Origin of the sequence: Clostridium rhizosphaerae, assembly GCF_016765585.1 — a bacterium.
Classification (GTDB): domain Bacteria; phylum Bacillota; class Clostridia; order Clostridiales; family Clostridiaceae; genus Clostridium_AT; species Clostridium_AT rhizosphaerae.
On sequence record NZ_JAESWC010000018.1, the window covers coordinates 426,382 to 439,595 of the forward strand.

Here is a 13,214-nt window from a genome sequence, read left to right on the forward strand (position 1 = left end):
CTATTTCTCCCCCTATTGACGTAATCTTGGATCCAGAGCATCTCTTAATCCATCACCGAGTAAATTAAATGAAAGCATCGTTAAACTGATAAATAACGATGGGAAAAATAACTGTGTAGGATAGAACATCAAGTTCTGCTGTCCTGATGATGCTAATGCACCCCAGCTTGTATTAGGTGATTTTATTCCTAATCCTATAAAACTTAGAAAAGCTTCAGCAAATATAAAGCTAGGTATATCAAAAGTTATAGAAACTATCATAACACCAACAGTGTTAGGAATTAAGTGTCTTAATATTATTCTGTTTGCATTAGCTCCAAGGGCCTGCGCTGCAAGAACATATTCCTGCTCTTTTATCTGCAAAATTTGTCCTCTTACAAGCCTGGCCATACCAACCCAACCCGTAAAGCATAAAGCAACTATTATAGGAAGAATTCCACCCTCTGTTAATACAAGAGAAATAAGTATAACAACTATTAAATAAGGAATACTCCCTAATATTTCGATAATTCTCATCATTATATCATCAACAATACCGCCGAAATATCCAGCAACACCACCATATAGCACACCAACAACAGTATCAATAATCGCTCCAACAAGAGCTATAATCATAGATACTCTTCCGCCTATTGAAACTCTTGCAAATAAATCTCTTCCTAGAACATCTGTACCAAATAAGTGAACAAGATTAGGTCTTTGATTTATTATATCTGTATTAGTTTCTTCAAATTTAAAATGAGTCATCATAGGACCAAATATTGTAAATAAAGATATTAATAACAAAACAATCAAAGAAACTATAGCTACTTTATTTTGCTTAAGTCTTCTCCAAGCGTCTTGAAAGTATGTCATATTAGGTCTTAATATTTCGTCAGCATCGGCATTCTCACAACCAACTATTCGAAACTTATCTTTGCTTAATTCAGCCATGTTTTGCCCTCCTATCTCTTTTCACCTGTTATTCTTATTCTTGGATCTACAAGTCCATATACTATATCAACTGCAACTAGAGATACAATATAAAGTGCAGCTACGAAAATAGTTTGACCCATAATCATAGTAAAGTCCTTGTCTGTTATACTTGAAACGAAGTAATTACCAAGACCAGGGATGGAGAACATAGTTTCGATAACAAAAGTACCAGTAATCATTCCAGCTATTTCAGGTCCAAGTATTGTTATTGCAGGAAGTATTGCATTTCTAACTACGTGCTTCCAAACTAATGCAAACTTGGATACTCCTTTTGCTCTAGCTGTTAATATATAGTCTTGTCCAATAACGTCAAGAGCATTAGCTCTCATATATCTTGCATAAACTGCTATAGCACCAAAACTTAATGCTATTGAAGGCAACACTGTATGCTTAAAGCTTCCCCATCCTGTTGTCGGGAACCACATAAGCTTAACAGTAAATGCATACTGCAATAACGCACCTATTACAAAGCTTGGTACGGAAATACCTAATAGTGCAATAAATATAACCAAATAATCTGGCCATTTTCCTCTATTGAAGGCTGCTACAAGTCCTAAAGCACATCCAATGGTAAATCCTAAAAATATTGACTGAACCGCAAGTCTTGCTGATCTTGGGGTTTGTTCTTTAATAATCTGTTTTACATCTCTTCCAGGATAAACAAGAGATTCTCCCAAATCACCCTTAACTATATTTTTAATATATGCAAAGTACTGCTCAGGAACTGATTTATCCAAACCATATTTTGCTCTAAAATTAGCCTGAACTGCTGCAGGCAATTTCTTTGCTCCTGTTGACAATGGATCACCAGGCATAAGATGCATAAGCATAAAGGTAATTGTTGTAATAATCCATAAGGTGACTATCATATAACCTAAACGCTTTGCTATAAATTTTAGCATTTGTCATCCCTCCATTAAATAAAATTGGTTGCTGCAGGTAACCACTCTGCAGCAACTTTATATATCTTTTATGCCTTTAAAGAACTATTTATTATTTTCCTCTTCCTTGAGTATATGCATACTTAAGTTCTGGTTCTCCAAAGTTTACAAGCATTAAATTCTGAACATACTTAGCTCTGAATGTTTGATATTTTCTGTAAGTAACAGGAGCTGCAGTAGCTTCATCAACTACAAGCATTTGCTCAGCTTGTTTGAATAAGTCTAATCTTTCTTTACTGTCTTTAGCTGTTCTTGTCTTGTTAACTAAATCATCGTACTTAGCATTTTTCCAGCCAGTTTGAACTTGGTTAGCATTGCTTAACCACATATCCATAAATGTCATTGGGTCATTGTAGTCTTCGCCCCATGCCATACCAGCTAAATCATATTCAAATGCATCTAATTTCTTTTGGAAAGTATCCCATTCCATGTATTGAATGTCGATCTTTACGCCAAGAGCTTTTTGATAAGCTTGTTGATAGTACTCAGCAAATTCCTTTGATTGTGCATCTGTACCAGATTCTAACATCTTAATTGTAACTTTGCTTGGATCTTCGCCAAGACCTAATTCTTTCATACCTTCAATAAATAAAGCTTTAGGATCTTTATTCTTTTCAGCAGCAGCCTTTAAAGGCTCAACTCCAACAGCTTTTCTGTATTCTTCAGTTCCAATTTGAATTCCATATGGTATCCATCCATAAGCAGGAGTTCCAAGACCTTTGTAAAGTGTCTTAACTATATCTTCTCTGTTTAGAGCAAGGTTCATAGCAAGTCTAGTTTTAGCATTGCTGAATATTTTAGATTTTTGATTGTAAAATTGGTAAACTATAGATCCATCATATCCGCCTATCTGGTTATACTTTCCTGCTTGAGTAAATTTATCTACCCATTCTTGCTTTCTAACGCCTGATGAATCTAATGAACCATTAAGAAGTTCATTCATTCTAGCATTTTCATCTTTTATTATTTTATAGTTAACTTTGCTTAATTTAACTTTGTCTTTATCCCAGTATTTATCGTTCTTTTCAAGAGTAACTTTGTTTTGGTGTACCCATTCAGTTATTTTGAAAGGACCGCTTACTGGTAATGTTTCAAGTTCAGTACCGTACTTGTCGCCGTACTTCTTAACAAAGTCTTCTCTTTGAGGTAAGAAAGTTTTGTAGTTAGTTAATAATAGGAAGTATGGTGTTGGTTGGTTCAATGTAAATTCAAGAGTCTTGTCATCTACAGCTTTAACTCCAACATCTTCTTTCTTTCCTTTACCAGCATTGTAAGCTTCTGCTCCCTTTATTGGGAATAAGAAGTAAGCATATTGTGATGCTGTGTTTGCATCAAGAGTTCTAAGTAAGCTGTATACATAATCTGAAGCTTTAACCTTTTGACCATCAGCCCAGCTGTAATCTCTTAATGTGAATGTCCACTTTAATCCGTCTGGAGATGTAACCCATTTTTCTGCTCCTGCTGGTGCAGCAAACTCTTTTCCATCCTTGTCAGTTTCCATTCTGGTTAAGCCTTCTGTAATTTCCTTAAGTACTTGAGTTGAATAAAGGTCTGTAGCTTTTGATATGTCCATTGTCTTAGGTTCAGCTGCAAGAACTAGATTTAAATACTGATCCTTGTCAATGTCTGCAGTATTTCCTCCTGTTGGAGTTGGCGCTGGTTTTGATGAACATCCAGCTAACACTGAAGTTAAAACTGTGGTAGCCATTACAACTGCCGCTAATTTTTTACTTTTCAATTGAATTCCCCCTTTTTATTTATATATAATAAGTATTGCTACTTATCACAAACAATTTATTGTATTTATATATATTCAACTAAAAATTTAAATTTCCTTCTTAAATTTACTGAAAATATAAAATTTTTTATTTAATCTGCCACTTTATTCTTATTCCGCAAAAATATAGACAAAATAGTTGTAAATTTGAATGAAGGTTATTTGAATTTTTCATTTTCAATATCGTAGCATACAATTTTAGGCTTGTCAACCTGATATAATTCTATTTTTCATCATATAATTTAAGGAAATATGTTTATAATTTTCAGTCTTATGAATTGCTTCCTTCTTTTTTGGATTATTTTGATGTTGATGAATTAACTGCCTTATAATTTAGTTTTTTCCTCCATATTACATTTTTATTTTAATATTGAAATAATATTCCTATTTCAAAGGCATTATTACCTTTAAAATTTTTATTTTATTATAGTAAACTATATGATTTTTTCTTTATATTTTATATAATATAGTATACTGTTTTTAGGAGGTTTTATCATGAATTATAACGTAGCAATTGTAGGAGCCACTGGTATGGTTGGAAGAAAGTTTCTTCAAGTACTAGAGGAAAGGAACTTCCCCGTAGAAAAACTTTACTTATTTGCTTCTAAAAAATCAGCAGGTTCACTAGTTATCTTCAAAGGAAAAGAACTATTAGTAGAAGAACTTAGTGAGGAAAACATAAAAGGCAAATCTATAGACTTTGCTCTGTTTTCAGCAGGCGGTGATGTGAGCCTAAAATTTGCTCCAATCTTTGCAAAATATAACGCTACTGTCATTGATAACAGCAGCGCCTGGAGAATGAATCCTGAGGTTCCTTTGGTAGTACCTGAGGTTAATCCGGAAGACATCAAATGGAACAAAGGAATTATAGCAAATCCTAATTGTTCTACAATTCAAGCTGTGGTAGCTTTAAAGCCGCTTTACAATAGATATGGAATCAAAAGAATAGTTTATTCTACTTATCAAGCTGTATCAGGCGCAGGAATGGGTGGTTTTTCTGACTTAGAAGAAGGTCTTAAAGGAAAAACACCTGAAAAATTCTCATACCCGATAGCAAATAATATACTTCCTCATATAGATGTATTTACTGAAAATGGATATACAAAAGAAGAAATTAAAATGATTAACGAGACACAAAAAATACTGCATGATTCATCTTTAAAGATTACTGCAACTACAGTAAGAGTTCCTGTGTACTATGGTCACAGTGAAAGTATAAATGTAGAGCTGAAAAACGAATTTAATCTTGAAGATATATTTGAGCTTTATAAAACATCAGAAGGTATTATATTAAAAGATGATGTGAAGAATTTAGTTTATCCAATGCCAATTGATGCTGAAGGCCATGATGAAGTATATGTTGGAAGAATCAGAAGAGACTTTAGCCTGGAAAACGGACTTAATCTCTGGGTTGTAGCAGACAATATAAGAAAAGGCGCTGCATCAAATGCAGTACAAATTGCAGAATGCATAATAAGTGAAGGCAAATAAATAAAATTACTACAATTTAGTTAATTTGAATCTTGAAGTCCTAAATGGACTTCAACGGGCAGCCTGTGAGCGGAAGCTAACAAGCTCAGGCTGCCCAGTGTTTCGAGTAAAAGGAGGAATTTAATAATGAGTATTTTTAAAGGCTCTGCTGTAGCAATTGTAACACCTTTTAATGAATCTGGTGTAGACTTTGAAAAACTAAAAGAACTTTTAGAATGGCATATTGAAAACGGAACTGATGCTATTGTAGCATGCGGAACCACAGGTGAAGCTTCTACTATGAGTGAAGCTGAAAGAAAAGAAACTATAAAATTCACTGTAGATACTGTAAATAAAAGAATACCTGTTATTGCAGGTACAGGAACAAACAATACAGAAGCTTCTATTAAAATGAGTCAGTGGGCTGAAAGTATTGGTGTTGACGGACTGTTAGTTATAACACCTTATTACAATAAAACTACACAAAAAGGCCTTATTGCACACTTTGGAGCTATTTCAAAAAGTGTCAATAAACCTATAATTTTATATAATGTACCATCAAGAACCGGAATGAATATAGAACCAAAAACTCTTCTTGCACTTTGTGAATTTAAAAACATTGTTGCTATAAAAGAGGCCAGCGGTAATATAAGTCAAATTGCAAAAATGAAGGCTCTGTGCAAAGACAGAATTGACATATACTCCGGAAATGACGACCAGACTATTGCTATTATGTCAGTTGGAGGCATTGGTGTTATATCAGTTCTTGCTAATATAATACCAAGTGATATGCACAATATGTGCAAGTTATATTTTGAAGGAAAGCATGAAGAAGCCTTAAAGCTCCAGTTAAATGCTTTGGCATTAAATGATGCTGTATTTATTGAAACCAATCCAATACCTGTAAAAACAGCAATGAATCTTATGAACATGAATGTAGGTCACCTCAGACTACCTTTATGTGATATGAATGACGGAAATCTTGAAGTTTTAAAAAGAGAACTTAAAGCCTACGGTTTAATATAACAGGGTGGTGTTAATTAAATGATAAATATTTTATTAAATGGATGCTCTGGGAAAATGGGAACAACAATTTCTTCCCTTTGCAAGAATTATCCGAATTTAAAAATTGCAGCAGGTGTTGATAAATTTATATCAAAGTCTGATTATCCTGTTTATTCTAATATTTTTGATTGTAAAGAAGTTATTGATGTTATACTTGATTTTTCCAGACCTGATTCCTTAGATAGTATTTTAGAATATTCAAAAGAAAAAAATCTTCCTATAGTATTATGCACAACGGGTTATACCTCGGAGCAGCTTTCAAAGATCGAACAATACAGTAAGGTGATACCAGTATTTCGATCAGCAAATATGTCTTTAGGTGTAAATATAGTTAATAATATACTTAAGAAAGTAAGTGCTCTTTTATATAAAGATTATGATATAGAAATAGTTGAAAAACATCACAATCAAAAGGTAGATTCTCCTAGCGGAACAGCACTTCTTCTCGCAAACACTATTAAAGCTGCTATTCCTGAGAAAACAGATTATGTTTATGGAAGAGAAGGCTCAGGCAAAAGACAGCATAGTGATATAGGGATACATGCCGTACGAGGAGGAAGCATAGTTGGTGAACATGATATTATTTTTGCCGGACAGGGAGAAACCATAGAAATAAAACACTCAGCAATGTCAAGAGATGTATTTGCGGTTGGAGCTTTAAAAGCATGCGAGTACATGGGAGGAAAACCTATTGGTTTTTACTCAATGGACAATGTGCTTGAAAATTCAATATAGATAAAGATGGGACACTCTATTTTAGAGTGTCCCATCTTTATCTATATATCTTCTTATCTATATATCTTCTTATCTATTTATCTTCTTATCTATATATCTTCTTAAAAATCTTCATTAACCCATTTCTCCATTCTGTCCAAAGCCTCTTTTAGGGTTTTTATATCATAGGAATAAGAAATTCTTATATAGCCTTCACCACCTATTCCGAAGGCTGAGCCAGGTACTGCAGCAACTTTTGCTTCACGTAAAAGTCTTTCGCAAAATTTTTCGCTGTCTAAATTAAATTTCTTTATTGAAGGAAATATATAAAAAGCTCCCTTTGGAAGATTACTTTCCATTCCCATACTAATTAACCTATTATAGACATAATCCCTTCTTTCTATAAATTCATTTTTCATTTTTTCTACATCCTCAAGACAGTTTCTGAGACCTTCATGAGCTCCCCACTGCACTATGGATGGAGCGCAAGAAACATTATACTGATGAACCTTTATAATTTGATCTATAATTTTCTTATCCGCACAAACATATCCTAGTCTAAGTCCAGTCATTGAAAACATCTTTGAAAATCCGCTTACTAAGATAATCTTTGATTTTATATCTTTACACTGTGCAATAGAATAATATTTTTCCTCATAACAAAGTGCACTGTATATCTCATCTGATATCACTATTATATTTTTATCTTTTAATAATTCAAAGAGCTTATTCCTATCCTTTTCAGTCAGTACGGCTCCTGTAGGATTTGAGGGATAGGATAGAACCATTAGCTTAGGCTTTTGTTCATCAATAAGATTTTGTAAGTTATTAAAATCAATTGAAAAGTCCTGCTTTAAATCATAGTTTATAACTTGAGCTCCTAAAAGCTTAACACAACTTTCATAAGCCGGATATGCAGGATTGGGTATTAAAACCTTATCTTCAGGGTTTAGAAGCGCTGCAAAGGTTGATAGAAGCGCCTCACTTCCTCCGATAGTTATGCATATCTCATCACTTCCATAACTTATATTAAAACCTTCAAGATATCTTGATATTTCATTTCTTAGTTCCTCTATGCCAGCATTTGAGGTATACCCTGTTTTATTTTTTTCAATAGCTTCAATCATTGCCGACTTTATCTTTTCAGGGACATTAAAATCCGGCTGACCAAGAGTTAATGATACTGCCTCTGGAAATTGTGTTACTTTGTTAAAAAATTTTCTAATACCAGAAATTTCTATACTTTTTACGTTTCTTGAAATCATATTATTTTCACCTTTTCTTTAAACATTTATTTTAAAATTATATACTCTTTTAAATATATTTAAAAGATTTTATTTTAAAATATACAGTACCCCTTTAATTTATGTATATTTTTTTATATAATCTATTGTATATACATATATTTAAAAATCTGGGCAGCTAAAGAAAGGAAGAATATTTATGGAATATAATTTTACGGACCCTTACGAAATTGCAAGATTTATTAAAGAATCCAAAAAAATAACTCCTGTAAAAGCATATATTTCTGGTGATTTAAACAATTGTGATTTTGGAAAAATAGATTATTACGGTACTGGCACTTTCTATGTTTTATTTGGTGAAGCCAGTGAAGTTTCTGATTTTATTGTAAGAAACAAAGAAAACATAGTCAAATTCAAACTGGAGCATGATAGAAGAAATTCAGCAATACCTCTTATGGATATATTAAATGTTGATGCTAGAATTGAACCAGGTGCAATTATTAGAGATAAAGTTGTTATAGGAAAAAATGCTGTGGTTATGATGGGAGCAGTAATAAATATTGGTGCCGAAATTGGAGAAGGTGCCATGATTGATATGAATGCTGTAGTAGGCGCAAGAGGAAAAATAGGAAAAAGAGTTCATTTGGGCGCAGGAGCAGTAGTTGCAGGTGTTCTTGAACCGCCTAGCAAATCCCCTTGTGAAATAGAGGATGACGTACTGATAGGTGCAAATGCCGTTATTCTAGAAGGCGTAAAAGTAGGGAAAGGCTCTGTTGTTGCTGCAGGTTCAGTCGTTGTTGAAGATGTACCTGAAGGTGTAGTTGTTGCTGGCACTCCTGCTAAAATTATCAAAACAGTTGATGATAAAACTAAAGAAAAAACTAAAATACTTGAAGATTTAAGAAAATAAAAAATTAGCAGAGGGAAACCTCTGCTAATTTTTATAAAATAATATTATTCCTCATTTTTTTCCATTATAACTTCTTCTGTAGTTTCTTCATTATTAGAATCCTTAGTAACTCTTTCCATCTTAGAAATGGATACTTCATATGCAACTTTTTTAATGCTTTCAGTATCAGAAATCTTCTTTTCATATTCTCTGCTTTGAAGTCTTCCCCAAACTCTTATATTATCTCCTACTTCAAGACCCTGACAGAATCTTGAGTTTCTTCCCCAAGCTATTGTAGGTATATAATCTGATTTGTTGTATGAACGGTTTACTGCCAAAAGCATATCAGCAATCTCTCTTCCAAAAGGAGTTGTCCTGTATACTGGCATTTTGCATATATATCCATCAAGGAATATTTGATTAGGGTTCTTACTTTTTTCTATGCAGAACTCAACATTCCTTGCAAAAACCGAAAGTATAAGTCTATTTGAGCCATCCACAAACTTATTATAAGACCTGAGTTGTCCTTCTACGATTACATCACTGCCTTCTTTTAGTTCCATTCCTCCTATAAGTCTTTCTGAAACAGTAACGCTCAAAATATCCTTAGCGTCACTCAATCTTGGTACTTCAAGATTAAAGGTATAAAAACCTTCTCCGTACATTTCGTGGCTAAATTGGAGTTCTGATACTATCCTGCCCTCCAAATAAATTTTATTGTTCAACATTAAATTGTCCATCGTAACCCCTCTTTCCCTTAGTTTTGAATTACCTACACAAAATATAAATATTCAAAACGTATATAAAATATAACCATTTTTATTTTAAAACTAAAATTTTTTCACTTAATTTTTTCTCTATAAAACTTGCTGAAAGTCCCTCTAAAAGACCTATAGTAATAGCTGCCATTATAGCATAAAGTTCATTATCATTTTTATAATTTGAATACACAGGAAGTTCCTGCGGCTCTATAACTTTAGAATTATTTAAGCCTATATATCTTTGAAGGCAATAGACAAAACTTGCTCCATCAATACTTGAAACAGTTACCGTATTTTTGCCGCTTAGTCCAAAAGTTATCATATTTCCAAATAAATTAATACTGCTTTCCAAGCTGTTGTCTGTATTAACCAAACAGTAAGCAGCTTTAAAATCTCCCTTTATATAACTGTTGAGACCATTTATTATTGTATAATCTGTTTCATAAGTACCAACGCAATTCACAGCTTGCAAACTATATTCAATACCTAGCACATTAAGATTATGAATTAAACTTGTTCTAAAACTCTCATCCTTTATACTTTCAATAATGAGTATATCTACCATAAAATCATCTCCTTGTTTATGAATAACTTTAACTTATTTTAAACAGGAGCCATTATTTTATACTTTTCCGATATACTTTTCCATTATAATACATTTTTATTATATGTTTCAATAACATTATTTCTTGATTTGTTTTCCTGAGGCATCAATATAGTAATTATCCTTATAAATCAAATCAGATACCTTAACAAAGTTATATCCATCCTTCTTAAGTTTTTCGATTATTCTAGGCAGGGTTTCCGTAGTATACTTTGCATTATTGTGAAACAGCAAAATGGATCCCGGCTTGGTATTTTTAATTACTCTGTTATATTCAATTTCTGGACCATTTTCCTTCCAATCAATGCTGTCCACATCCCACTGGATTGCATAGCGCCCGCTTTGTTCAACGGTTTTCACTACCATATCATTGTATGAACCTTCTGGAAATCTAAATAATTTTGTTCCCTGTCCAGTAAGAGAAATTATTTTAGAATCACAAGTCATTATTTCTTGAATTAACTTTTCTTTAGATATAGTACTCATATTTGGATGCTTGTTAGTATGATTTCCAAGCTCATGTCCTCTTTTAACAATTTCTTTCACTGTTGCTTCATTACCATCAATCCAGCCTCCCACTAAAAAGAAAGTGCATTTAATATTATATTTATCTAGTATGTCCAAGAGCTTTATAGTATTGTCTTCCCCCCAACTTACATCAAATGTAATTGCAGCATTTTTCTCCTTTGTATCTACTGAATATATTGGAAGACTTTTATGTACTAATCTAAAAACACCTAAGCTTTTATAATTTACCCCTATTGATGCTATAGCACTTATAAACAGTAATCCAAAGGCTAAAACAGCTTTCCTTGTTATAGAATTTTTTTTATACCAATTTTTCATACATCTCCCTCTTCAAATTTACTTTCCCTATAATTTTATTCCTAATAAAAAATTATATTACTCTGTTTTTAGGTGGAAAGTGAAGGAATAAATCCCTGTAATCACACAGTATATAGACCACCTTATGGCATAAACTATTATTAACATTAAATTGAAAGGAGATTTTCTTATGGCACTTGGTCAGTCTGGAGGTAAAAGAAATCAATTAGTACCAGAAGCACATAAAATTTTAGACAGCATGAAGTATGAAATAGCTGAAGAACTTGACCTTGGAGTACATCAAGGTTCAGAAGATTATTGGGGTTCAGTAAGCTCTAAAAACTGCGGGCATGTAGGCGGTGAAATGGTTAAGAGACTTATAAGTTTAGCAGAAAAGGAACTCTTGAATGGAAACAAATAATAAAATACATATAATAAAATATAAAAGCACCGATTTATTTCGGTGCTTTTTATGTTATAATATACTTGAAAATCACGATAAGGGGGTAGACTATGTTTGGAGATACTTCAGATTTAGCAGAAAATAAATTATTGCTGCTTTATATATTTGATAAACTAAAGCTTCCAATTTCAAATATACAAATAACTCAAATAGTTTTAGAAAATAATTTTATAAATTACTTTACTCTTCACCAATACATATCAGAGTTAATATCCTCTGGGTTTTTGGAGTATACAGCTGAAGAGTCTAAACATAGATTAGTTATAGCAAATAAAGGCTCCAGAGTTTTATCCATGTTTGCAGAGAGGTTACCAAAGGACAAGATTGAAACACTTGATAATTATTTAAAAAAGCATATGGATAAAATTAAGAAGGAAGTTAGTATTACTGCAGACTATACTATAGAAAAAGACAACAACTATATCGTTAATTTGAAAGCAACTGAAAACGACATAATTCTTATAGATTTAAAAATAAGCGTCCCTTCAAACAAGCAGGCAAGAGAGCTTTGCAGCAAATGGAAAAATAATTCAGCTGAAATTTACAGCAGTATTCTTAAGACACTAATAGATTAGCATAAGGTCATTCCTGTAGGTTCACCGCCTATAGTTATGACTTTTTTACTTTCTTTTATAAGATCTACTTGTACTAAAACATTATTATAATTATCCCCTGCATATATATATTTACCACTTTTAACTATTCCTCTAGGCATGCCACCTATTTTTATTCTTTTTTCTTCTTTTCTATTATTAATATCTATAATGCTTAATGTACCATCAGCGAAATTTGATACATAGCAGTATTCTTCATCCAGAAAAATATCTACTGGAGAGCTGCCAGCTTCGATTCTTTTTAAACTTTCAAGAGTTTTTAAATCTATTATGTTTAACGTTCCTTTTTTATTTAATCCCATCTTGCTTTCGCATACCAATATATACCTTCCATCTTCTGAAAAGATTGCTTTTGTTGGGTACGATTGTACTTTTATATTCTTTATACATTCCTTGCTACTTAAATCAATTAAAGTTATACTTTCACTGTGCATATTTGCTACTACTGCCAAATTGTTTTTTTCACATATGCTTATGCTATGCGGAAAAATTCCACAAGGTATTTCCTCAATTATTTTCTTCTTAGCCATACTAAAAAGAAAAAGACTATTTGTTTCTCCACATATAACGTAAGCATTATCCTGCCATATTTTAACCCCATTGCAGTGCATTCCTATGAAATAATTCTCAGTTTCTTTATCTTCATTAAGACTAATAAAAGATAAACTGCTGCTGTACATGTTTGCAGACAAAAGCATATCGTTATAAACGCACAAATCGTGCGGACCAATTTTGTTTATCTTGTCCATTCCTAAGGGTATCTTGATTTCTTCTTTAAATGAGGCTAGATTAATTTTTGAAATGTTATCACTTGAAGTATTGCATACATACAAAAAGCTCACTATAATCACCCCCGTTATACTATTATATAA

Annotated in this window: 14 protein-coding genes; 6 read left to right on the forward strand and 8 right to left on the reverse strand. The window is 32.5% G+C overall.

Annotated elements, in window-relative coordinates:
* Positions 1-12 precede the first annotated feature (12 nt).
* The 3 genes from JK636_RS20860 to JK636_RS20870 all read right to left on the reverse strand — a co-directional run bounded on the left by JK636_RS20860 (position 13) and on the right by JK636_RS20870 (position 3,654).
* Positions 13-933: an ABC transporter permease gene (locus tag JK636_RS20860; RefSeq protein ID WP_202750906.1), complete on the reverse strand. Its 921-nt coding sequence runs from the start codon at positions 931-933 to the stop codon at positions 13-15.
* A gap of 11 nt (positions 934-944) precedes the next feature.
* Positions 945-1,877, reverse strand: coding sequence for an ABC transporter permease (locus tag JK636_RS20865; RefSeq protein WP_202750907.1), 933 nt, complete (start codon positions 1,875-1,877; stop codon positions 945-947).
* A 91-nt stretch (positions 1,878-1,968) separates the two neighbouring features.
* On the reverse strand, positions 1,969-3,654 hold the full coding sequence (locus JK636_RS20870; protein WP_202750908.1) for a peptide ABC transporter substrate-binding protein: 1,686 nt from the start codon (positions 3,652-3,654) through the stop codon (positions 1,969-1,971).
* A 534-nt stretch (positions 3,655-4,188) separates the two neighbouring features.
* Between JK636_RS20870 and JK636_RS20875 the strand changes: the two genes are divergently transcribed.
* The 3 genes from JK636_RS20875 (at position 4,189) to dapB (ending at position 6,963) form a co-directional block, all read left to right on the forward strand.
* A complete protein-coding gene (locus JK636_RS20875; RefSeq protein ID WP_202750909.1) occupies positions 4,189-5,184 on the forward strand; it encodes an aspartate-semialdehyde dehydrogenase in 996 nt (331 codons plus the stop codon).
* Between the two features lie 126 nt (positions 5,185-5,310).
* A complete protein-coding gene (gene dapA / locus JK636_RS20880; protein ID WP_202750910.1) occupies positions 5,311-6,189 on the forward strand; it encodes a 4-hydroxy-tetrahydrodipicolinate synthase in 879 nt (292 codons plus the stop codon).
* Positions 6,190-6,207: 18 nt separating this feature from the next.
* Positions 6,208-6,963 carry a 4-hydroxy-tetrahydrodipicolinate reductase gene (dapB, locus tag JK636_RS20885; protein ID WP_202750911.1) on the forward strand — a complete coding sequence of 252 codons (756 nt, stop codon included), beginning with the start codon at positions 6,208-6,210 and terminating at the stop codon, positions 6,961-6,963.
* Positions 6,964-7,064: 101 nt separating this feature from the next.
* Here the strand turns inward: dapB and JK636_RS20890 are convergent, their stop codons facing one another.
* On the reverse strand, positions 7,065-8,207 hold the full coding sequence (locus tag JK636_RS20890) for a pyridoxal phosphate-dependent aminotransferase (RefSeq protein ID WP_202750912.1): 1,143 nt from the start codon (positions 8,205-8,207) through the stop codon (positions 7,065-7,067).
* A gap of 178 nt (positions 8,208-8,385) precedes the next feature.
* On the opposite strand from JK636_RS20890, the gene dapD reads away from it, so the two are divergent.
* Complete coding sequence (gene dapD / locus JK636_RS20895; RefSeq protein ID WP_202750913.1) at positions 8,386-9,096, forward strand: 2,3,4,5-tetrahydropyridine-2,6-dicarboxylate N-acetyltransferase; 711 nt, start codon at positions 8,386-8,388, stop codon at positions 9,094-9,096.
* A gap of 44 nt (positions 9,097-9,140) precedes the next feature.
* On the opposite strand, the gene JK636_RS20900 is transcribed toward dapD, so the two are convergent.
* The 3 genes from JK636_RS20900 to pdaB form a co-directional block, all read right to left on the reverse strand.
* Positions 9,141-9,815, reverse strand: a complete 675-nt coding sequence (locus tag JK636_RS20900) for a single-stranded DNA-binding protein (RefSeq protein WP_202750914.1) — start codon at positions 9,813-9,815, stop codon at positions 9,141-9,143.
* A gap of 79 nt (positions 9,816-9,894) precedes the next feature.
* Positions 9,895-10,401 carry a hypothetical protein gene (locus JK636_RS20905; RefSeq protein ID WP_202750915.1) on the reverse strand — a complete coding sequence of 169 codons (507 nt, stop codon included), beginning with the start codon at positions 10,399-10,401 and terminating at the stop codon, positions 9,895-9,897.
* Between the two features lie 117 nt (positions 10,402-10,518).
* Complete coding sequence (pdaB, locus tag JK636_RS20910) at positions 10,519-11,286, reverse strand: polysaccharide deacetylase family sporulation protein PdaB (protein WP_202750916.1); 768 nt, start codon at positions 11,284-11,286, stop codon at positions 10,519-10,521.
* Between the two features lie 169 nt (positions 11,287-11,455).
* On the opposite strand from pdaB, the gene JK636_RS20915 reads away from it, so the two are divergent.
* Positions 11,456-11,686 carry an alpha/beta-type small acid-soluble spore protein gene (locus JK636_RS20915; RefSeq protein WP_202750917.1) on the forward strand — a complete coding sequence of 77 codons (231 nt, stop codon included), beginning with the start codon at positions 11,456-11,458 and terminating at the stop codon, positions 11,684-11,686.
* A gap of 92 nt (positions 11,687-11,778) precedes the next feature.
* On the forward strand, positions 11,779-12,303 hold the full coding sequence (locus tag JK636_RS20920) for a DUF4364 family protein (protein WP_202750918.1): 525 nt from the start codon (positions 11,779-11,781) through the stop codon (positions 12,301-12,303).
* Here the strand turns inward: JK636_RS20920 and JK636_RS20925 are convergent.
* Complete coding sequence (locus tag JK636_RS20925; protein WP_202750919.1) at positions 12,300-13,184, reverse strand: cytochrome D1 domain-containing protein; 885 nt, start codon at positions 13,182-13,184, stop codon at positions 12,300-12,302. The two genes, JK636_RS20920 and JK636_RS20925, sit on opposite strands and share 4 nt — an antisense overlap.
* Positions 13,185-13,214 lie beyond the last annotated feature (30 nt).